Annotated in this window: 21 protein-coding genes; 18 read left to right on the top strand and 3 right to left on the bottom strand. The window is 42.3% G+C overall.

The annotated features are described in order from the left end of the window. Positions 1–16: 16 nt before the first annotated feature. From ftsE to uvrB, 8 genes are all read left to right on the top strand, one after another. Positions 17–703, top strand: a complete 687-nt coding sequence (gene ftsE, locus JR334_06135) for a cell division ATP-binding protein FtsE (protein ID QRN86777.1) — start codon at positions 17–19, stop codon at positions 701–703. Next, the gene (locus JR334_06130) at positions 693–1,580 is read left to right on the top strand and encodes an ABC transporter permease (GenBank protein QRN86776.1); all 888 of its coding nucleotides are present in this window, start codon (positions 693–695) and stop codon (positions 1,578–1,580) included. Before ftsE ends, JR334_06130 begins: the two co-directional genes overlap by 11 nt. 10 nt (positions 1,581–1,590) lie before the next feature. Next, positions 1,591–2,751, top strand: coding sequence for a peptidoglycan DD-metalloendopeptidase family protein (locus JR334_06125; protein ID QRN86775.1), 1,161 nt, complete (start codon positions 1,591–1,593; stop codon positions 2,749–2,751). Next, the gene (locus JR334_06120) at positions 2,751–3,338 is read left to right on the top strand and encodes a uracil-DNA glycosylase (protein QRN86774.1); all 588 of its coding nucleotides are present in this window, start codon (positions 2,751–2,753) and stop codon (positions 3,336–3,338) included. Before JR334_06125 ends, JR334_06120 begins: the two co-directional genes overlap by 1 nt. Position 3,339: 1 nt before the next feature. After that, positions 3,340–4,506 (top strand): S41 family peptidase, encoded by a 1,167-nt coding sequence (locus tag JR334_06115; protein ID QRN86773.1) that lies wholly within the window; start codon positions 3,340–3,342, stop codon positions 4,504–4,506. Positions 4,507–4,665: 159 nt separating this feature from the next. After that, on the top strand, positions 4,666–5,685 hold the full coding sequence (locus tag JR334_06110; protein QRN86772.1) for a BMP family protein: 1,020 nt from the start codon (positions 4,666–4,668) through the stop codon (positions 5,683–5,685). Positions 5,686–5,917: 232 nt separating this feature from the next. Beyond that, positions 5,918–6,964, top strand: coding sequence for a BMP family protein (locus JR334_06105; GenBank protein QRN86771.1), 1,047 nt, complete (start codon positions 5,918–5,920; stop codon positions 6,962–6,964). A 109-nt stretch (positions 6,965–7,073) separates the two neighbouring features. After that, complete coding sequence (gene uvrB / locus JR334_06100; protein QRN86770.1) at positions 7,074–9,053, top strand: excinuclease ABC subunit UvrB; 1,980 nt, start codon at positions 7,074–7,076, stop codon at positions 9,051–9,053. Positions 9,054–9,106: 53 nt separating this feature from the next. Here uvrB and JR334_06095 read toward each other — a convergent pair whose 3' ends face one another. Then, entirely contained in the window at positions 9,107–9,811 is a 705-nt protein-coding gene (locus JR334_06095; protein ID QRN86769.1) for a GntR family transcriptional regulator, read from the bottom strand. A gap of 510 nt (positions 9,812–10,321) precedes the next feature. Here JR334_06095 and JR334_06090 point away from each other — a divergent pair. Then, positions 10,322–13,066 (top strand): molybdopterin-dependent oxidoreductase, encoded by a 2,745-nt coding sequence (locus JR334_06090; GenBank protein ID QRN86768.1) that lies wholly within the window; start codon positions 10,322–10,324, stop codon positions 13,064–13,066. A 79-nt stretch (positions 13,067–13,145) separates the two neighbouring features. Here JR334_06090 and JR334_06085 read toward each other — a convergent pair whose 3' ends face one another. Continuing rightward, positions 13,146–13,550: a hypothetical protein gene (locus JR334_06085; GenBank protein ID QRN86767.1), complete on the bottom strand. Its 405-nt coding sequence runs from the start codon at positions 13,548–13,550 to the stop codon at positions 13,146–13,148. Positions 13,551–13,729: 179 nt separating this feature from the next. On the opposite strand from JR334_06085, the gene JR334_06080 reads away from it, so the two are divergent. The 4 genes from JR334_06080 to JR334_06065 are packed head-to-tail and all read left to right on the top strand — an operon-like array spanning position 13,730 to position 16,192. Beyond that, complete coding sequence (locus tag JR334_06080) at positions 13,730–14,110, top strand: iron-sulfur cluster assembly scaffold protein (GenBank protein QRN86872.1); 381 nt, start codon at positions 13,730–13,732, stop codon at positions 14,108–14,110. Continuing rightward, positions 14,103–14,561, top strand: a complete 459-nt coding sequence (locus JR334_06075) for a hypothetical protein (protein QRN86766.1) — start codon at positions 14,103–14,105, stop codon at positions 14,559–14,561. Before JR334_06080 ends, JR334_06075 begins: the two co-directional genes overlap by 8 nt. Position 14,562: 1 nt before the next feature. After that, entirely contained in the window at positions 14,563–15,441 is an 879-nt protein-coding gene (locus JR334_06070) for a 4Fe-4S binding protein (GenBank protein QRN86765.1), read from the top strand. Position 15,442: 1 nt separating this feature from the next. Next, positions 15,443–16,192 (top strand): Mrp/NBP35 family ATP-binding protein, encoded by a 750-nt coding sequence (locus tag JR334_06065; GenBank protein ID QRN86764.1) that lies wholly within the window; start codon positions 15,443–15,445, stop codon positions 16,190–16,192. Positions 16,193–16,270: 78 nt separating this feature from the next. Here the strand turns inward: JR334_06065 and JR334_06060 are convergent, their stop codons facing one another. Continuing rightward, positions 16,271–16,624 (bottom strand): LysR family transcriptional regulator, encoded by a 354-nt coding sequence (locus JR334_06060; protein QRN86763.1) that lies wholly within the window; start codon positions 16,622–16,624, stop codon positions 16,271–16,273. A gap of 81 nt (positions 16,625–16,705) precedes the next feature. On the opposite strand from JR334_06060, the gene ppk1 reads away from it, so the two are divergent. Genes ppk1 through JR334_06035 form a run of 5 tightly spaced genes read left to right on the top strand, consistent with a single transcriptional unit; the run spans position 16,706 to position 22,681 of the window. Next, on the top strand, positions 16,706–18,730 hold the full coding sequence (gene ppk1, locus JR334_06055) for a polyphosphate kinase 1 (GenBank protein QRN86762.1): 2,025 nt from the start codon (positions 16,706–16,708) through the stop codon (positions 18,728–18,730). 22 nt (positions 18,731–18,752) lie between these two features. Next, positions 18,753–19,688, top strand: coding sequence for a lysophospholipase (locus JR334_06050; GenBank protein QRN86761.1), 936 nt, complete (start codon positions 18,753–18,755; stop codon positions 19,686–19,688). A 2-nt stretch (positions 19,689–19,690) separates the two neighbouring features. Beyond that, positions 19,691–21,196: a glycerol kinase GlpK gene (gene glpK / locus JR334_06045; protein QRN86871.1), complete on the top strand. Its 1,506-nt coding sequence runs from the start codon at positions 19,691–19,693 to the stop codon at positions 21,194–21,196. After that, on the top strand, positions 21,186–21,629 hold the full coding sequence (locus JR334_06040) for a hypothetical protein (protein QRN86760.1): 444 nt from the start codon (positions 21,186–21,188) through the stop codon (positions 21,627–21,629). Before glpK ends, JR334_06040 begins: the two co-directional genes overlap by 11 nt. Continuing rightward, complete coding sequence (locus JR334_06035) at positions 21,626–22,681, top strand: phosphodiester glycosidase family protein (GenBank protein QRN86759.1); 1,056 nt, start codon at positions 21,626–21,628, stop codon at positions 22,679–22,681. The genes JR334_06040 and JR334_06035 overlap by 4 nt, the downstream gene beginning before the upstream one ends. The last annotated feature ends 32 nt before the right edge of the window (positions 22,682–22,713 follow it).

Here is a 22,713-nt window from a genome sequence, read left to right as displayed (position 1 = left end):
ACGTCATGGAGGTTGTATGATTCGAATAAAATCTGTATCTAAAATATATCCGGGTCGCATTGTTGCTCTGGATGAGGTGAGCTTTAATGTGGCGCGTGGTGAATTCGTTTTTTTAGTAGGGCCCAGCGGCGCGGGAAAATCTACTTTGCTGAAGATGATTTTTCGCGAAGAAATCCCCAGTAAAGGTCATGTGGTAATAGACCGAAAAGATGTAGCCTTACTGAAGAAGAAAGATCTGAATAGCTTACGGCGTAATGTGGGCATTGTCTTCCAAGACTTTAGGTTGCTTGAAGATAGGACAGCCTATGAAAATGTAGCCTATGCCATGGAGGTTTTGGAGTTTAGCAAGGCTGATATTAAGAAAAGAGTACCAGCAGTGCTGGACCAAGTAGGTATGTTGAAACGAGCGCAGCACTATCCTGACCAGCTCTCTGGGGGAGAACAGCAGAAGGTGGCCATTGCCAGAGCCATCGTTAACCATCCGAAAATCCTGTTGGCAGATGAACCATCAGGGAATATGGACCCAGAGACAGCCATGGAAGTTATGCATATATTTAAAGAAATCAACAAAAGGCGAACCACGATTATTATGGCTACACATGATAAAATGGTGGTTGATGCCATGCGGGAAAGAGTTATTGCTTTAGAAAATGGTCGCCTAATTCGCGATGAATTGAAGGGAGGCTATGACTATGGCTATTAGAAATCTGGCCTATTTTTTTAAACAGGCGTGGCTATCCATTCGACGCAATAAGGCGATGTCAATGGCTACAGTCATGACCATCACCGTATCGTTATTCATTGTGGGGCTTTTTTCTCTCATTGTGCTCAATGCAAATTATTTTGCTGAAAATATTCAACGGAGTGTGGAAATATCTGTGTTTCTAGATGTGGATACACCTAGAGAAGTAGCAGTGGATCTTCAGGAAAAAATTGAAGGTATATCTGGAGTGGAAGAAGCTGAATTGACCACAAAGGAAGAGGGCTTGGCTGATTTGGAAGAAAAATTTGGTCAATCTCATGACCTTTTGACTTCACTAGGTGGGGATAACCCTTTACCGGATTACTATGTGGTTAAGGTTGCAAATCCTGAGTTTCTAGATTACGTTACCAATGCAATACGCAAGCTGGACTATGTGGAAAAGGCTGAGTATGGCAAGGAAGTCATGGACCGGGTATTTCGGCTGGTCCAATATGTACGCTGGATAGGGATTGTGATTATGAGCGTTCTTTGCCTTCTGGCAGTTTTCCTAATATTTATCACAATTAAGTTAACTGTGTTCAGCAGGCAAAAGGAGATTAAGGTGATGAAATATGTCGGCTCTTCAGATGGTTTCATCCGTGCTCCGTTCGTGATTAAAGGCGGCCTGCTCGGAGTAGCAGGTGCATTCCTTGCTGATATCTTTCTCTATCTTTCCTACTACTTTTTCAGTGATTCAGTTCAGGGAGCGGTGAGTTTCATAACGCCCATTAATGACCAGATTCTGATTTTAAAGGTACTGGCAGGATTACTTGCAATTGGGCTCAGTATCGGTTTGTTTGGTAGCAATCTATCTATCCGAAAATATCTCAAAGTATAGGGGGCATACTATGAAAAAAGTATCAAGTTTTAAAAAGCTGTTTTGCATCTTTTTGACATTCGCGATTCTTATGTCCTTGCCAGCTGCTGCTTTTGCGGTTTCTTTGGATGAGTTACAACAAGCCCAGGAAGAAGTTAAAAACAATATTAATCGCTACAAGAATATTATTAATTCAACCAAGAGTGAAATCAATAGTGTTTCTTCTGAAATGGCCAATCTAGACCAACGGATTCAGGCAAGGGAAAAGGAAATTAGTGCCCTGGAGATGGCCATAGCAGAAAAGGAAGCTATGATTTCTGGCTTGGAAGAAGACCTGGTAATGACGGAGCTTGGGTATGCCTCTAGACAGCAGACTTTGCAGAATCGTTTGAGAGCAATTTATGAGAATAAAGATGTAGACTATGTTGAAGTTCTAGTTGATTCTACAGATATGACAGACTTTTTGGTACGCTACGAACTTTTGTCTCGATTGGCAGGTGGAGACATTAGTCTTTTGGATGAATTAGATAGTCAGCGAAGAACCTTAGAGGAAATGAAAATCTCCTTGGTTGAGGACCAAAAATCGCTCGAGGAATCGAGGGCTGAGCTGGAAGCTTCTAAAAATTCCTTGTATACGGCGAAGAGCGATAAAGTTTCTTTGCAAAACAAGCTATTAAGCGAAAAAGAGGTAGCTCAAAAAGCCTTGGACGAAGAACAAGAGTCCAATAAGGAAATTGAGGCCATGATTAAGGATTATATAGCCTCTCAGAAAAATGGTGGTAGCTATACTGGCGGAAAGTTTACCTGGCCTACTCCAGGTTATACTCGTATTACGAGTCCTTATGGTTGGCGTATCCATCCGATTACCAAAAAACGATCCATGCATACTGGGATCGATATTGCAGCAAATGGTGGCTCACGTATTGTGGCCGCGGCAAATGGAACAGTAATATATGCGGCCTGGTATGGTGCGTATGGCAATTGTACCATCATTGACCATGGCGGCGGATTGACTAGTATGTATGGCCATCAAAGCAAGTTGGCCGTACAAAAAGGAGATATCGTCATCAAGGGCAATACGATTGGTTATGTTGGAACCACCGGCCTAAGTACCGGTAACCATCTGCACTTTGAAGTGCGTATACAAGGTAATCATACTAGTCCTTGGCCATATTTGAATGGAGATCTCTGATGAACAATCAGGAATTACTACAAGAGCTAAGAGGCCAGGTTGAAAAGTGCCATTTATGTGACCTATACCAGACGAGAAACAAAGTGGTATTCGGTGCAGGCTCAAAAGACCCAGTCATTCTTTTTGTGGGGGAAGCACCTGGAAAAAATGAGGATGAAAAGGGTATTCCTTTTGTGGGTCAAGCAGGTCAGCTGTTTGCAAAAATTCTTAAGGCAGCTGACATCTCTAGCAAGTCAATTTTTGTAACCAATATAATAAAGTGTAGACCACCTCGGAACCGCACACCCAATCCGGAAGAAGTTGCTCATTGCATGCCTTATTTGATGGGGCAAATTGCTCTATTGAATCCGGATTTTGTGGTGACATTAGGTCGTGCGGCTACAGGTGCACTTCTCGAGACCAAACAGTCCATGGGAAGTCTACGGGGAAAATGGCGCAAACAAAATGGGATACTGGTGCTGCCAACCTATCATCCGGCAGCACTACTAAGAAATGAAGATTTGAAGGCGCCAACATGGGAAGACTTTCAAATAATCCGGGACGAATACTTGAAGTGCCTAAAGAACAGGCTCGAGAAGGGGGACTGAATTGAAAAAAGCTCTACGAATTATCGGGAAAATATTGGCAGGGATTTGCATCATTTTTACTGTTGCAACCCTGATTTTTTTGGGAATCAATTATGACAGTGTCGGAAATCTGCTGTCTACCTATACTATTGTTAATCAAGCATTCTACGAAGAACCAGATTCAGAAGCACTATGGGATGGTATGAATGAAGGCTTGGTGAATGGTTTAGGAGATCCATATAGCGCTTATATGACCAAAGAAGAGTATGACTCGATGTCAGAACGTCTTCAAGGTGGATTTGCTGGTATCGGGATTTATTTTACTGTGGACGATGACGGTCCTTTGGTTATGGCGGTATTTGAAGACTCTCCGGCAGAGGCTGCTGGTTTGTTGGAAGGAGACCGCATGCTAATGGCAGACGATATTTCTTTGGATGGTTTGGAATCCGATGAGATTGTTTTGCTGCTTAAGGGCGAAGAAGGGACTTCATTTACCTTGCGGGTACTACGTGAATCGGGAGAAGAAGAGGATTTGGTTTTAACCAGAGCGTTTGTGGAATATGATTCCACTTTCTCATCTAAGATAGAAGATACAGACATAGGCTATATCTATATTAGCAATTTTACTATGTTGACGCCAGAACAGTTTCGTGACGATCTTTTGGAACTTGGTGATATAGATGGACTGATCATTGACCTTCGCAACAATGGAGGTGGACAGACTACTGGTGCTTATGGCGTGGCCTCCTTGTTTTTGCCTGAGGGCCCTATCGTTTTTGAAGAAACCAGGGATTCTATCAGTACGCAAGAAGCGACGGGCGGTAATCTGGAACTGCCTTTGGCGGTTTTGGTGAATGGCAATACAGCTAGTGCTTCAGAAATCTTGGCTGGTGCGATTCAAGATACCAAACGGGGTGTCCTTGTAGGAGAACAGACCTTTGGCAAAGGAACGGTACAACGGTTTTACCAGACGCTCCATGGAGACTATATAAAACTGACCATTGCCCGGTATCTGACCCCAAACAAGAGAAGCTTACATGGTATTGGATTGACACCTGAATATGAGGTTCCTATGACTGAGGAAGAATATATGGAAGCCATCTATGGGGAAAATGCCTTGCATCTCGATATTGATGCTCAACTGACTAAAGCGGTGGAGGTGCTTGAATCTGGTGAGAGCCTTGAATAGCGGGGGTGAAAAAAGGAAAAATTTGCCTAGTTATGGAAATTTTTGATGATAAAAAGAAAAAATAAAAAGTATTAAATAAAAGAAGGAACACCTATTTTCACAGTGAATTTAACTTCAGTAGGAGTAATCCTATAGAAAGTAACAAACGAGGGGGACAAAATGAAAAAACTGTTAAGTATTCTATTAGTGTTTATGATGATCGTATCTTTTGTGGCCGGTTGTAGTTCAGATGAACCAACAGGCGAATCAAGTGGAGAGGAACCAGCAGAACCATTGAAGGTGGCTGTAATTCTACCAGGTCCGATTAGTGATGGTGGATGGAACGCATCAGCTTACAATGGCCTTTTAGCCATCGAAGAAAAATATGGTGCAGAAGTAGCCTATAACGAAAGTACACCTATTTCTGACTATGATGAAGTATTCCGCATGTATGCCAACAATGGCTTTGATATTATTTTTGGTCATGGCGGTGAATTTGGTGACTCCGCAATGCGTGTAGCACCAGAGTTTCCAGATGTACAGTTTGCTGTAACTTCAACCAATATTGTACAAGAGCCGAATGTGTCTTCGATTCAGAACGACAATGCTTCTCAAGGCTTTATGCAAGGCGCAGCCGCCGCTATCATTAGTAAAACGGGTGTAGTTGGCGCGATTGGTGGAATGAACATCCCATCTATTGCTGACTCAATCACTGGTTTCGAAGTTGGTGCTAAGTACATCAATCCAGACATCGAAGTGATGACCACTTTGACAGGTAGCTTTGATGATGCAGCCAAGGCTAAAGAAGTAGCAAATTCTATGATCGAAGCTGGTGCTGACGTAGTTATGCAGAATGCTGACCACGCTGGTATGGGTGTTATTGAAGCCTGTGAAGAGCATGGAATTTATGCTTTGGGTTCAATTGGTGACCAAGCTGAATTAGCACCGGAGACAATTGTATTGTCAGGTATGGCTGAAATGCCGATTGCTTTTGTAGCTTATGTAGATAAATACATGCAAGATGATTTTAAAGCTGCAAACTTCATGATGAGTGTGTCTGAAGGCGTTATTCACTTTAGCCCATTCTACAAATTCGACGATATTTTAACGGAAGAACAAAAAACAGAAATCATGGGAATCCAAGATGGAATCAAAGATGGTTCAATCGTTCCTAGAGAACTAGGCGATTTCATGATGTAGTCTATAAGTTTATCAGTAAAGAGGAGGCATTCCGATTTTAAAGGAATGCCTCCTCTTTTTTATGCATGCTTTTACTCAGACTAGATAGAGAATAGGCAAGTGAGTAGAGTTTTAGACACTAAAATTTTCTAAAAAAGCCATCAGAATAAAGGAAAATTACACTATTCGTTTAATATACTATGTATGGAAAAATTGTTTCCAAAAAGTATCATTACATTAAAGGGGGAAGAACATGAAAAAGTTTTTAAGTATTTTGCTTGTGTTCATGATGATGACTGCCTTAGTGACTGGGTGTGCTGGTGAGGAAGAACCTACTGTGGAACCCAGCGAGGAACCTATGGAAGAACCTGATGAAGAACCTATGGAAGAACCGTTGAAAGTAGCCGTAATTTTACCAGGACCAATCGGTGACGGTGGTTGGAATGCTTCAGCCTATAATGGTATTCTTGCAATCCAAGAAAAGTATGGTGCTGAGATTGCTTACAATGAGAGCACTCCCATTTCTGACTACGACGAAGTATTCCGCTTATATGCAAGCAGTGGCTATGATATAGTATTCGGCCATGGTGGTGAATTTGGAGATGCTGCAATGCGCGTGGCTCCGGAGTTTCCAGACGTACAGTTTGCTGTAACTTCTACGAATATTGTACAACCACCAAATGTTTCTTCAGTACAAAATGACAATGCAGCACAAGGATTTATGCAGGGTGTTGTAGCCGCTGTTGTTTCTGAAAGCGGTGTAGTCGGTGCAATCGGTGGAATGAACATCCCTTCTATCGCAGACTCTATTACTGGATTTGAGGCAGGAGCGAAATATATCAACCCGGATATTGAGGTTCTCACTACGCTAACGGGTAGCTTTGATGATGCTGCTAAGGCAAAAGAAGTTGCCAATTCAATGATTGAAGCAGGTGCGGATATCGTGATGCAAAATGCTGACCATGCCGGTATGGGCGTTATTGAAGCAGCAGAAGAAAATGGTGTATATGCAATTGGTTCTATCGGCGACCAAGCTGATTTGGCACCAGACACCATTATTGTATCAGGTGTTGCGGAAATGCCTGTTGCGTTTGTAGCTTTTGTTGACAAATACATGATGGATGATTTTGAAGCCAGTAACTTCATGATGGGTGTGGCTGAAGGTGTTATTTACTTAAGTCCATTCTACAAGTTTGACGATATCTTAACGGAAGAACAAAAAGCAAAGATTATGGAAGTTGAAGATGCAATCAAGGACGGCTCACTCGTTCCTAGAGATTATGGAGATTTCTTGATGTAATAGTAGCTGCAATTTTGCGGAACGGTCCTAGGACCGTTCCTTTTTTGTTGGAGCTCTGCCTTTTTTTGGGTATTATATATATATTGAGATGAAAAGAGGATTAAGGTGTATGGATAAATTCAAGTTGGTATCTGAATTCGAACCGAAGGGAGATCAGCCGCAGGCAATAAAAGAGTTGGTGGAGGGAATTAAAGATGGACATGTTCATCAGACGCTATTGGGGGTAACCGGCAGCGGAAAAACATATACTATGGCAAATGTTATAGAGCAGGTACAGAAGCCTACTCTCGTGATGGCGCCCAATAAGACGTTAGCAGCTCAACTTTGTAGTGAATTCAAAGAGTTTTTTCCAGACAATGCGGTGGAATATTTTGTCAGTTACTATGACTACTACCAACCAGAGGCCTACATTCCCTCATCGGATACACATATTGAGAAGGATAGCTCAGTCAATGACGAGATTGATAAGCTGAGGCACTCCGCAACGGCAGCACTGTATGAGAGAAAAGATGTCATCATTGTGGCTTCCGTGTCTTGCATCTATGGATTAGGTTCCCCAGAAGACTACAAGGAAATGATGCTGTCGCTTAGAGAAGGAATGAAGATTTCTAGAGATGATATCTTACGAAAATTAGTGGATATTCAATATAGCCGCAATGATTTAGACTTTCATCGAGGTACATTTAGGGTTCGTGGCGATGTGATTGAGATTATTCCTGCTTCCAATGGAGAAACAGCAGTCCGGGTAGAGATGTTTGGAGATGAAGTAGAGAGAATTGTGGAAATTGATACGTTAACCGGAGCTTTGAATGCGAGAAGAAAGCATATCGCCGTTTTTCCTGCGAGTCATTATGTCACAGGAGAGGAAAACTTGAAGCGTGCTGTGAAGACCATTAAGGAAGAATTGAATCAGAGAATAAAGTTCTTCATGGAAAACAATAAGCTGTTGGAGGCACAACGTATAGAGCAACGGACCAAGTATGATTTGGAGATGCTGCAGGAGATTGGTTTTTGTTCAGGTATTGAAAATTATTCTAGACATCTAACAGGTAGAAAAGCAGGGGATCGACCTTCCACCTTGTTCGATTATTTTCCCAAGGACTTTCTGTTGATGGTGGACGAGTCCCACGTCAGTATTCCCCAGATTGGAGGCATGTCCGCTGGTGATAAGGCTAGAAAAACAGTCTTAGTCGAGCATGGCTTTAGGCTGCCTTCAGCGCTTGACAATCGGCCACTCAATTTTCAAGAGTTTGAATCTATGGTCAACCAGGTCGTTTATGTTTCAGCTACACCATCAGACTATGAGCGGTCCCATTCTACCCGAATCGTGGAGCAGATTATTCGTCCCACAGGCTTATTAGATCCAGAAGTAGAGGTGAGACCTGTGGAGGGACAGGTGGACGACTTGCTAGCTGAAATCAGAGAGCGAGTGGCTGCCCAACAGCGGGTTTTGGTTACCACCTTGACCAAGCGCATGGCAGAAGACTTGACGGATTATTACGAGAAGATGGATGTGCGGGTGAGGTATCTTCATTCGGAAATACATACTATAGAACGCATGGCCATCATTCGAGACCTAAGGCTTGGAGAATTCGATGTGTTGGTTGGAATTAACCTATTGCGCGAAGGACTAGATATTCCCGAAGTTTCCTTGGTAGCGATACTGGATGCTGATAAGGAAGGTTTCTTGAGATCGGAACGTTCACTGATTCAGACCATTGGACGGGCTGCTAGAAATGCTGAAGGAAAAGTGATTCTTTATGGAGATCATGTGACAGATTCAATGAAGAAAGCGATGTATGAGACCAATCGAAGAAGAAAAATTCAGCATGAATACAATATAGAAAACGGCATTACACCTGAAAGCATTCATAAAAAGGTGAACAATATTATTGAATTGACCTACAAAGATTTGGACAAGACTGCAGGGATTAAGGGTGATATTAAATTGTCCAGTATGAAAAAATCGGAGCTTCGAAAAATGATAGATTCGTTGGAAAAAGAAATGACAAAGAAGGCGAGAAACTTAGAATTTGAGAAGGCAGCGGAGCTTAGGGATGTCATTATGGAGCTAAAGGCTGAATTGTAGCATATACTGCAAAAGAGTAAGATACCACGTTTTTCAGCGTGGTATCTTACTCTTTATAGGCTTACAACGATGCTTAAATCTAGTTCTTCAGGATGGAAGGAAAGCTTGCAAAAGCAGATGGACTGGTCATGAAGATCCTTAAATACTTGTTCCCAGGTTTCGATCACTTGCTTTTTCGAGTGAAAAATTTCAGCCAGGTCAGGCCTGAGATCAGAATTAATCCAACTAATATGATAGGTGATATCAGGCGTCAAGTAGTCCTTCATATATTGCTTGAAAGTCGTAAAATACTCTTCCGGTGGTTCTTTAATAAAGTACTTTTCAGGCATTTCAAATTCCGCATACACGACTAATTTTCCGTTTAGCATATAGCGAATGGCCCAACTGTATACAGGATTTCCTTCCACTTCCGGCATACGATGTAACATTTCTTTAGAGGGCTTGGTGAGAACGGGCTTGCTAGAAAGGGTGCTAACCTCTCCGGAAGCACCGAGCAATTCTCGTATCTCTTCATACTGGTCCATCCGAAAAGCAAGCTTACTGACGGAAGGAAAGGCATAGATATCTCCTGCTTTACTCCTTGTAATGGTTTTATCAAGAATTAAAGCATTCAAAGCTGTTCGCAGGGTTGAACGACTCACGTTAAATTTTTCAATTAGGTATTTTTCCGAAGGAAGTTTATTCTTCCCTGGTTTCATATTCTTAATGACTTTCAGTAGGGCAAGTCTGATTTTATCGTATAACGGTTGCTTTTCCATTTTTCATCTCCATATTCTTTCGTAATGCTTACAATATGATATCACACGTAGAATTAGAAATAACCATAACTTGGGATAAATTTGTTTGAGTGTAAAAGGATTATGTGAGGGCAAGGGATTTTTGAAGTGCTGAAGTTAGACCGCACTTGTCTCGCCATTTACTTTAGTGCGTATGTCAAACTTATCTTAGGATAAAGAAACTAGTTCCTACCTGGATATGAAATGGATCAGTGCCTCTAAGGCCTTTGTATAATCGATAAAAACACTTGGTGGTAAGCGGATGTATGCTGAAAGATATCTGGATTTAAGGATTCTTGTTGGCAGGGTATGACCCCTTGCCGGCTGGTGTAAATTCGTCGTACTTATATGGATTCATTCATGAAAAAATGTATGTCAAGATAAAATTCTATTAATAAATTAAAGACTATCGTGTATACTGTAGTGACGGGTGTGAACTGCTCAAAAAGATGGATGCAGCCTGTAGAAGCTGCAGTGGAGAGAGGTGTTTAGATGCAAGAATTATTATTGAACGTGAATAATGAAGATGTGCGTGTCCAAGTTGAAGACAAGTGGACTCTAATGAAAGTTATCCGTGAGGTATTGAATCTCAAAGGCACTAAGTGTGGTTGTGCAACGAATGATTGCGGTGCTTGCAAGGTTCTAATCGATGGTGTAGCGAAAAACTCATGCGTAGTATTGGCAAAAAAGTGTGAGGGCAAAAAAATAGTGACCATCGAGGGTATTGCTGAGGGAGAAAACCTGCATCCTGTACAGCAGGCTTTTGTAGAAACGGGCGCAATCCAATGTGGATTTTGCACACCAGGTATGGTTATTTCCGTGGTGGGACTGCTAAATAAAAATTTGAATCCCACGGAAGAAGATATCAATAAAACCTTAGATGGCAATCTATGCCGTTGTACCGGATATGTGAAGATTGTTGAAGCTGTGCAATTGGCTGCAAAACGCATGCGTGGCGAAGAGGTTCCTGCACCTCAAGTTAAATCAAAAGATAATCGTCAGATTGGTAGTCGCATGCCAATTCTAGATGCTGTTTCCAAGGTTAGAGGTGAAGCGGTATATTTGGCAGATATTGACAGACCCCATATGTTAATTGGTAAGTTGCTTCTTAGTCCATTAGCCCATGCTAAGATTAAGAGTATTGATACAAGTGAAGCAGAAAAACTTCCAGGAGTTAAAGCGATTGCTCATTGCTTTAATTCACCCATGACCAAATACAACAGCTACATGACTTTTGCTGGTCAAGATATTCTGAAAAATGAGACCATCTTTGCAGATACGGTGCGATTCGTGGGTGATCGAGTTGCTGCTGTTGCAGCAGTTGATGAAGCTACGGCCAATGAAGCCATAAAGCTAATCAAGGTGGAATATGAAGAACTGCCCGTAGTAGTGGATGCTAGAAAAGCGTCAGAAGAAGGGGCGCCAGAAATCTGGCCAGGTGGCAATCGCATTGCTGATATGAGTTCTGAGGCAGGCGACGTAGATGGTGAAATGGCCAAGGCGGCGCATGTATTTAATCATAAGGTTAGCACACAGAAAGTACACCATGCGGCAATTGAATTGCATGCAAGCATGGCTGAATATAAAAATGGAAATCTGACCGTTTGGACACCGACTCAAAATAACTTCCCATTCCGTGCTGTATTGTCAGAAATTTTTGATATGTCCATGAATAAAATTAAGGTTATTCGTCCTACTGTGGGTGGCGCTTTTGGTGGAAAACTAGAAGTGATACTAGAGCCAGTAGCAGCGATTCTAGCTATGAAATCTAGACGACCTGTCAAAATTGAAATGACACGCAGAGATGTAATTAGTGCTTCAAGATGCCGACACGGTTCTCATTTCGATATCACAACTGGCGTAGACAAAGATGGTAAAGTGGTAGCCCAGGAAGCGAATGTTATTGTGGATACAGGTGCGTATTGTAGCTCAGCATTCGATGTAACGGGTGCTATGCTAGATAAGATGACCCGTGTATACGATGTGCCAAACTACCGCATCCATGGATACCCGACCTATACAAATACGATGATTTCCGGTGCTATGCGCGGATACGGCGCACCTGAAATTATTGCAACCAAAGAGATTCATTTTAATTGCATTGCTCGTAAATTGGGTTATGATCAGGTTGAATTCCGTATGAAAAATCTAGTGGATCCTCGAGGCTGGAACTATAAATACGACGAAACCTTGGGCGATGCTTACGTAAAAGAATGTTTAGAAAAAGGTGCCGAAAAATTTGGCTGGAAAGAAAAAGTTGCTCGTAAGAAAGATGAAGGTCGCTACAGAAGAGGTGTGGGTGTTGCCTGCGGTGTACACGGTGCAGGTTTTATGCATGCACAGTTTGACTATTCAACCATCTCCATCAAAATGAATGAGGATGGTTCTTGCAGCTTGATTACTGGTACTCATGAGTTGGGCCAAGGTGTTAGTGTGACCTTAGCGTTGATGGCTTCTGAGGTGCTCGGTATTCCAGTAGAACGTATCACGGTTGTCGATTCAGATACGGACGTAATTTTCTGGGATAACGGAGCACATGCTAGCCGTAGTACCTGGGTAGCAGGTAAGGCCACAGTGAAGGCTGCGGAAGCTCTTTCTCTAAAGCTACGAGAGATTGCAAGTCATATCATGAATATACCAACTCAAGGCTTGGTCTTGGTGGACGGATGTGTAGCGAAGGCTACAAATCCTGATGTGCGTATAACTTTGGAAGAAGTGGTTCTTAAGGCGCAAGCGGGACCAAATTCACAATGTCTGTATGCAACAGAGAGCTACCAATCCTTCTTCGATCCAGGTGCCTACATTGCAGATTTTGCTGAAGTAGAGGTGGATACTGAGACAGGTGAGGTTCGCGTAATTCAGATTGTGGCAGCACATGATATTGGTAAGTCTATTAATCTACTTACGACTGAGGGTCAAATCCACGGTGGTATTCAGATGGGGCTAGGCTATGCGACCAAGGAAGAAATTCTTTGGGACGAGGATGGAAAGCCGACAAACAACAATCTAAAAAAATACAAGCTATTTAAGGCCTCAGATATGCCTAAGATAGATATTATCTTGGTTGAAAATGGTGAAAAACATGGACCGTTTGGTGCAAAGAGTATTGGCGAAGCAGCTACAGATGCTGTTGCTCCTGCTGTTATTAATGCGATAACGGATGCCATAGATTGTGAATTCTTTGAAATGCCAGTTACACCGGATAAAATCTTGAAGGCTCTTGCTGAGAAGAAATAGGAAAAAATGAAGAGACTAGTTATGAAAATGGTCTATATAAAAAGAAACGTGAATTAGCCAATTCACGTTTCTTTCTTTTTTATTCTTCGGAAAGATATTTTTGGATGCGTGGTGCACCAGTTTCTGGGTCAGGTACAAATGTAATGGTGGTAACCATATCGAGATGAAGTTCATTGCTTTTGGCATCTCCTGGTGTCCACATACGTACATCCCAATGCAAGGGAATGATTGCCGTAGCCGTTTCTTTTTCCATGCTAATATCGATGCTTTTGAGAGTGTGCTTGCCATCGAAGAAGGTTTTGTTATTTTCTTCATACCAGGTGGAAAATGATTCAAAATCTGTCTTGGGTTTGGGTGGCAGATCAATGAAGAGTTCACCTTGGGCGAGTAATGATTTATAGGTTTCTATGGGGGCATGAGAATCAAAGCTATCATACCAGTTTTTAATCACGGCCAATACTTCTTCTTTGTTAAATAAGTTCATAATTTTCTCCTTTACTTCATTTGACAAGCTAAATTTTATCATAAAAATACGAAATTAGGTATGTGAACTTGTCTAAGAGCGACTCAAGGCATATAATTTAGTGAGATTTGCATTGAACGCCAATTGGCTTGAATCATAGAAGAGAAAGAAGGGATAGTATGGATTATACAACAGATGAAATGGTAACAGATGAATATACTGAAAATGTCATCAATCATTTTTTAGACCCTAAGAATGTAGGAGAGATAGAAGATGCCGATGCTAAGGTTAAGGTCGGGGACCCCAACTGCGGGGACTATATTGAGGTATTCCTTAAGGTTAAGGACAACAAGATTGAAGATTTGAAGTATTTGGTATTTGGTTGCATTGGTGCCATATCTACTAGCTCAGCCCTGTCCGTGATGGTGATGGGTAAAGATTTGGATGAGGCTTTGCAGGTAACGGATGATGATGTGGTTGCTTTTTTGGGTGGAATTCCCGAGAAAAAGAAGCACTGCTCCTTGCTAGGCGTGAGAGGCCTTTTAGCTGCTGTGGAACAATATAGGGGAAAAAATGAATAGCATACTGGTAACGGGCCTCAAGGGAGGCGTAGGACGAACTACTGTTGCTGAATCGCTACGTTACGTTGCCAAAAAAGAAGGTCTAGAGTGCGAGATTCTTGATGGACATGCTAGGTTGAATTGTGATCTACGAAAAAAAGCTACGAGGGCAGATTTGGCACTTATCGTGGTTGAACCAGGTGTATTCGGACGATTGGATATCGGTTTCATGGCAGCAGAAATGCTTAAAAACAATACGAGCTGTGCTGTTTTGGTCAATAAAGCCAGAGAAGAGGTAGATAAAGGGCTTTTAGACTTATTGGAGGAATTGGAGATAGCGTATGTGGGCTCAATTCCCTTTAATCGGTATTTTGCCTACGAACTTAGTGAAGATACAGTATTGGCCGAAGATAACCAAGGGGTATACAACCTGATGAAGGATGTTTTCTCCTTGCTTGCTCCGGAGGTTTAATATGAAGACGATATGTATTACTGGGGCGTCCGGTGGAACAGGCAAATCTCTGGTTGCCGCTGTATTGGGGAAAATTCTTGACGATGCGTTAATGGCAGATGTATCCTTTTCTCATATGGGAGTCCGTGCTTTTGCTGGAGGCGAGCCATTTCGTGAGATGGAACACAGCAAGACACTAATGGCCAAAAGATTTGAATCTAGTTGTAATAAGACAGGGCAGTGTATCGCGGTTTGCCCCAAAGGGGCTATTCGTTTAGAATATATCGATCCATGTCTTTGCGACGGTTGTGGGAAATGCATACAAGCATGCCCTACTGAGGCCCTCTATATGACCTCGAATCCAGCTGGACGTTGGTTTTATGCTGACACAGATGCAGGACTTTTGGTGGATACAGATCTTAAAGGAGCCCAGGTTTTTGATGAAGCCTTTGCAAGGCAGGTATACCAAGAAGCGTTGAAACTGGCTGTGGCAAGACAAGCCAAATACCTAGTGGTAGATTTGGCGGCAGGCTTTGACGACACCAACTTGGATATTATGGAGGATGCAAGCTTGAGCCTTTTGGTAGTTGAACCAACCAAAAAGGATTTGGAGGCTTTGAAAAGAAATTTGCCCTTGTTGCAAGGTAAGGGAATTCCTGTTTGTTTATGTATCAATAAGCACGATTTAAACAAAGACTACACGATGCATATCTTGGATTTTGCTATTGCAGAAGGATTAAAAACAGTTGGGAAGTTGTCGTATGCAGATGACTTGGGTCTGATGCTCGAAGCATCAAAGACAGAAAAACAATCTTTCTTTGGCCTTATTCCCAATGAACTGAAAGCGGAGTTTGTCAAGATGATGGTATCGCTTAGATTTTTGACAGAAGAAGGAGAGTAATATGGATAAGAATATCAAACACGTAATTGCAGTCGCTAGTGGAAAAGGTGGTGTAGGAAAATCTTCTGCAACCTCTCTGCTGGCAGCGACACTGGCCCATAAAGGCTACAAGGTTGGTGTGATGGACGCAGATATAACCGGCCCCAGCATTCCCAAAATATTTGGTGTAGCTGGTCACCCGGATAAAGGTGAAAATGGATTTATTGACCCCGTGATGTCAGACAGTGGCGTCTTAGTAATGTCCATTAATTTACTATTGGAGGATGCAAGCCAACCGGTCATCTGGAGAGGACCTTTGGTAGGAAAGATTGTAGGCCAGTTTTTTAACGAAGTTAACTGGGGCGAATTGGATTTTCTTTTGATTGACATGCCTCCTGGAACTGGTGATGTACCCTTAACTGTTTTGCAAAGTTGCGATGTGGAAGGCGTAGTTATGGTAACCACACCACAGGACTTGGCAGGTATGGTAGTAGGGAAAGCCGTTCACATGGCTGAAAAAATGGACAAGAAAGTAATTGGTATCATCGAAAATATGAGCTATGCAATGTGCCCTGAATGTGGTACAAAAATTGAGATTTTCGGTAAGGGACATGGGGAGGAACTGGCTAATAAGTTCAATCTGCCTGTGCTGGGAAGAGTGCCCATCGATCCGGAATTCACTCGCCTTTCCGATGAGGGAAAAATTCATGAGTACCAAGCTACACCGGAGATACTATCGATTGTGGAGCAAGTGGAAAAATTTGTAGGATAGTAGAGGAGGCTCGCAAGAGCCTCTTTTTTGTACTGGAAGAATCGAATCCAGTGCCCGACTTTCATGATTCTTGAATTGCTACGAGATGTTTGTTTTTGCAAAATATTTATGGAAAAGCTGGTTTAATGCTGCTTCTGCTTCTTGAATGAAGGAATGATAGTTCTGCATTAAGTCTTTGGCTTCCTTGGTAAGACTGCTACCGCCGCCGCCTGCTCCGCCCACAGTGCGCTCAATCAAGGGATAACCCAATTCTACCTCTAGGCTTTTAATAAGTTTGTGGGCAAGGCTATAGGACATATTCATATCCTGAGCAGCCTTTCTTAGAGAACCTAGATTATTAACGCCAATCAGTAGCTGATAAGGTCCATCACCGAATGCTTTACCGTCGTTCTCCAACCATATCTTGAATTTTAAGTTAAGTTTATTTTTCATGGCAGAAATCCTCCTTCAGTTATAGTATAATTGATGCATAGGACAAGGTAAACTGTCAATTCTCGACGGAAGGAGTGACGTATGAATAAATATATTAACCGAGAGCTTAGTTGGCTGGCCTTCAACAGCCGCGTGGTGGAAGAAGCAGAGGACCGAAATAGCCCCTTATTGGAACGCCTAAAATTCATATCTATTGTGAGCTCTAATTTAGATGAATTTTATATGATTCGTGTAGGTTCACTGTGGGATCAAGTTGAAGCAGGAGTTAAGATTGAGGACCCCTCTGGGATGAATCCTCTTAAGCAAATAGAGGTTATCAACAAAAAAGTACACGAGATGTATACTCGTCAGTATAATGCCTATTTTCAGTTATTGGATGACCTAAAGAAAAAGCAGGTACGTTTTTATCGATATCGGGAATTGAATAAGGAACAAAAAGACTTTGCAGAACGTTATTATAAAGAGATGGTCTACCCTGTACTTACGCCTTTGGTCGTAGATCAGTCAAGGCCATTTCCTTTAATTCAAAACAAGACACTTAATGTGGGCCTTTTGCTGCAAAGTCAGAAGCATAGGGACAAATATCTTTTTGCAACGGTACAAACACCATCAGTGCTACCACGCTATATTGAGGTGCCATCCTCTGGAGGAAAGCGTTGCTTTATCTTGTTGGAAAAGATTATTAAGGAACATTTGGGTGAATTATTCGATAACCACAAGATTTTAGCGTATGGTCACTATCGTATTACTAGAAACGCCGATTTGGGCTATGACGAGGAAGAAGCAGAAGACCTTTTGGCGACCATTCAGGAGACACTGAAAATGCGTAAATGGGGCAAGGTGGTTCGTCTAGAAGTGCAGTCGGATATGGATCTTCGTTTACTCCGCATTCTTCAAGAACGTTTAGAGGTCAGCGCTCGTGAGACGTTTAGGGTACTGCACTCCATCGATTTAACATTCTTGATGAAATTCGTCCGCGAGGTTCCACTACAAGCGGAGGCATATAAGCCATTCACGTCCCATCAAGCGATGACCTACAAGGACGCCTCGAGTTTCTTTAAAAAGCTGCGAAAGAAGGATGTATTACTGCACCATCCATACGATTCATTTACACCCGTTATCGATATGGTGCGTTATGCGGCTAGTGATTCGAATGTTCTAGCAATTAAAATGACACTCTACCGGGTAAGTGGTAATTCTCCCATCATTGAAGCCTTGGCTACAGCGGCAGAAAACGGAAAGCAGGTGACAGTTCTAGTAGAACTGAAAGCTCGCTTTGACGAAGAAAGCAATATCATATGGGCTAAGAAATTGGAAAAAGCGGGCGCGCACGTCATCTATGGTTTGGTAGGCCTAAAAACGCATTGTAAATTGCTCTTGGTGGTGCGCAAGGAACACGATACCATAGAGCGCTATGTGCACCTATCTACAGGGAACTACAATGATGTGACAGCAAAGCTGTATGTGGATTTGGGCCTTATGACAAGCAATAAGAAGATTGGGGAGGATGTGAGTGCAATCTTTAATTCTTTGTCGGGATACACCAAGGTAAATCATCTGCAGTGTATGGCCACAGCACCCGAAAATCTGAGGTCTAAATTCTACCAATTAATCGACAAGGAAATTGAAAATGCGAAAAATGGTTTGCCTGCTTCCATAGAAGTGAAAATTAATTCTTTGATTGACGAAGAAATAACCGAAAAACTGTACGAGGCTTCAAAAGCAGGTGTGAAAATTCGTCTTATGGTAAGAGGAATATGTGGGTTACTACCAGGCAAAAAGGGGCTAAGTGAGAACATAGAGGTATATAGCATTGTGGGCCGTTTTCTGGAGCATTCTCGTATTTTCAAATTTGGCAACGCCGGGGATCCACTTTATTTTCTTTCGAGTGCCGACTGGATGCGACGTAACTTAGACCGGAGGGTGGAAACCTTGTTTCCTATCTTAGAGAATAAGGCCAAAGAACGTTTGGAACGGATATTGGCCTTACATTTTGCGGACAATGTAAAGTGTAGAGTATTGGGGGATGATGGAATTTATCGTAGAAAACCCCAAGGCGCTGAAAGTATCAATAGCCAAGAAATATTCCTAGAGCAGAGCATTTAAGAGCATGATGCAAGGAGGAGACATGGTAGAACATTTCACAGTCAAGACAAGAGAAAAGGTAGCACTGCATGTGGATGTATATCATCCCAAAATGGACCCCAGAGCTACCCTATTGGTGCTCCATGGCATGGCCGAGCATAAGGGAAGATATAAGGAACTATGTACTTATTTGGCAGATAGAGGCTTTAAGGTGTACATATATGATCAACGCGGATGTGGAGAAACGCAGGTGTTGGATTTCCCCAAAGGGATGATCGCCTACCAACATGGCTGGGAACTTTTGGAGGAAGACGCCAATCAAATGTTGGGACTCATCCACGCTAGGCACGATGATTTGCCCCAATTTTTGTTAGGCCATAGTATGGGTAGTTTATTGGCAAGAAGCGTTGCCTCTACAAAGAAAGAAGATTTGGCTGGTGTAATACTTTCAGGAACGCCTAAAAATCCTGGGACTATGGGTGCCGTAGGCAAACGTATTGCAGGTTTGATTAATTTCTTTGGTGATAAGAAGAAGCCTAGCCCATTCTTATCTGAAATGTTATTTAAAAATCATAACGAACGCTTTGAACCAAAACGAACTAGTTATGATTGGCTCTCAAGAGACGATGAACGCGTGGATGATTATGTATCTGATGAATATTGTGGTTTTATTTGCCCTCCTTCTTTTTACTATGATTTAATCAGTGGTGCTCAAAAGGCATGGAGGCAGAAAACTTGTGATCATACATCCAAAAATCTACCGTTTCTTTTCTTGAGCGGTACAGATGATCCGGTTGGTGGCTATGGACAAGGAGTAAAGGAAGCCAAAAAAGCCTACCAGGATGCTGGTGTTAAACGGGTGACGGTGCAAATGTATACGGGTGCTCGTCATGAAGTATTCAATGAAATAAACCGCAAAGAGGTTTTTCAGGATGTAGAGAACTGGATGGATGAAGCAATTATCGGGTGGGAAGGATAGATATGCAGGAATACATCTTAGCATTAGACCAAGGGACCACGTCGTCACGAGCGATAGTATTTGATGCCCAGGGGAATATTATTGCCAAAGCACAACAGGAATTTCCACAGATTTATCCTGAGCCGGGTTGGGTAGAACATGACCCGATGGTGATTTGGGAAACTCAGATTGCGGTAGCAGAAGATGCTAAAAATCAGCTAGGGGAGAGTCAGAAAATTGCAGCAATCGGAATATCCAACCAACGGGAAACAGTATTGGTTTGGGATAGAGTAACGGGGGAACCAATATATAATGCTATCGTGTGGCAGTGCCGGCGCACCAAAGAAGAATGTCAACGTTTGGTCAAAGAAGGTTATGCACCGATGATCCAGCAAAAGACAGGCTTGGTGGTGGATAGCTATTTTTCAGCAACAAAGATTAAATGGATTTTGGACCATGTGCCAGAAGCAAGGTCGAGGGCGAATGCAGGTGAACTGCTTTTTGGTACCATAGATACTTGGCTTTTGTATCGTTTGACGAAGGGGAAAGTGCATGCAACTGACTGCAGTAATGCATCCCGTACCATGCTTTTTAATATTCATAAAGGAGACTGGGATGAGGAATTGCTTACGTTGTTTGACATACCGCGTAGCATGTTGCCAGAACTACATGATTCATCCTATCTTTATGGTGTTGCAACAGAGGAAAGACTCGCGGGTATTCCCATAGGAGGAATGATTGGAGATCAACAGGCGGCGCTATTTGGTCAGCGTTGCTTTGCAAAAGGAAGTGCGAAAATCACATATGGAACAGGTTGCTTTCTTCTTATGAATACGGGCAAAGTGCCGGTGTATAGTGAAAGAGGACTTCTTACTACGGTGGCTTGGAAGCTTGATGGTCAGATAACCTATGCTTTAGAAGGTAGTATCTTTATTGCTGGTGCCCTAATCCAATGGCTCAGAGATGAGATGGGTTTGCTAAAGCATGCTTCTGAAAGTGAACAGATGGCGAAGAGTGTTTTAGACAATGGTGGTGTTTATTTGGTGCCGGCATTTACAGGACTAGGGGCACCCTATTGGGATATGGATGCTAGAGGAATTATTGTGGGTTTGACTCGAGGCTCAAACAAAAATCATCTTGTAAGAGCGGCCTTGGAAGCAATTTGCTATCAGGTGAAAGATGTCCTTGATTTGATGATGGAAGAATCTGGAGTTCCACTACGTAAACTGAGAGTAGATGGTGGCGCAGTTACCAATGATTTTCTAATGCAATTTCAAAGTCAAATGTTGGATACTCCTGTGATTAGACCTAAGCTAGTAGAAACAACGGCATTTGGTGCGGCAACATTGGCTGGTCTTGCTACAGGCTTTTATAGCGGTATGGAAGACCTAGATGAGACACTAGCAATCGACCGAGTTTTCAAACCTGAAATACAAACTGAATTACGAGAGCAATATTATCATGAGTGGAGGCGGGCTGTGGAACGTTCACAGCACTGGATAGAAAATAGGGATGTGTATGGAAAATAAACAAGTGAACACAAAAAAACCAACAGAAAACAAGAAGCGAATGAGTAGAAAAGAAAAGAAAATCATTCAAGAAGTAGCGCTAGTATGTCTCTTTTTGCTTATTTGTGCTGGATTAATTTATGGTTCCATTTATATGGTAGACCAGAAAATTTCAGCTATGGAAACGCGTATTCAAGAAGAATTTCAACAGGAACTTGCAAGTGAAATGGAAGTATTCCGTGCAGATACAGAAATGACTCTTGCTGAAGTTGAGGAGAGAGTTGATGGACTCAAAAATGAGATAAAAGAGTTGGCCGATGTTTTGGATAATGCGGATGAAACTTTGGATATGAGCCAAGATACCAGCAGAGAACTTAGTGAAAGGATAGAAGATCTGGATGAGCAGTTGAAATCGTTAGAAGAAAGCTTGCAGATCTTGTCACAAAGGCCATGAGAAAAATATGGATATTGATGCCCATAGTCCTTTCATTGACATTGGGGCTAATGTTATCTTTTGCTTTGTTAAAAAATCCAGGCAATATGGCCTTGTCTGCTAGTCCAGGAACCATAGACACGGCCTCTATACACCAATCGTTAGACATCCTAGCAGACGACTTGAATGAGCTACGTCTAGACGTGGAGTCAATTAATGGTAATTTAGAACAACAAGCTGAAGAATATGCTGCCCAACGGGAAAAATTGCAGCAATTGGCTAAAAATGCCCAAGATTACAAGGAATCTAGCGATGATATCTATGAGGCGAAGATTATCTCACTGTTAGGTGATCCCGTTGGATTTTCCAATACCAAGTCATCGAGTATTATGGTGTTCGACTTTTATAAGATAGACTACCGGGGATTTGTAGCCAAAGTAACGCCCAAACAGCAAAAAGCCATATCGGTACGCATGGCGGAAAATAGTCAGCGGGAGACGACTTCGGTGGCCCTTAAAAGGGCGGGTGGAGTTTTAGCAATCAATGGAGGTGGCTTTTATAGTGCTGTATCCCAAGGTAAAACCGTATACCTGCCACTAGGAAATACGGTAGTAGCGGGGGAATTAGTCGGAGATTTTGTTCCTACATACAAGAATCTAACCTTTACAGGATTTACCAATTCTGGGAAATTAATCGGTGGTGAATTTGAAACGAAGGAAGAATTGATGGACACAGAACCTTATGCTGGCGTGACATTCGTTCCCCAGTTACTTTCTGGAGGCAAGAAAACGGCAATCCCATCCCAATGGGCAGCTGCAAAGCAGCCTAGAACGATTGTGGGTGAGTATCCCAACAAGGATATACTGATGATTGTTATCGATGGACGTCAATCGGATTGGTCGTCTGGCGTTACCCTAGAAGAAGCACAGGATGTGCTTATCCAGTTGGGTATTAAGGAAGCGTATAATCTTGATGGGGGTGGTTCGACTTCTATGGTATTTAATGGAGAGGTATTGAACAAGCCTAGTGATGGCGTAGAGCGTCCTGTAGTTAGCAACATTATCGTACAATAATAAAACCACCTTCGGGTGGTTTTTCTCTTGGC

This window comes from Clostridia bacterium (genome assembly GCA_016887505.1).
GTDB lineage: Bacteria > Bacillota > TC1 > TC1 > UBA5767 > UBA5767.
Note: the sequence above shows the minus strand (reverse complement) of the source record. Positions and strands in the feature narration are given on the sequence as shown.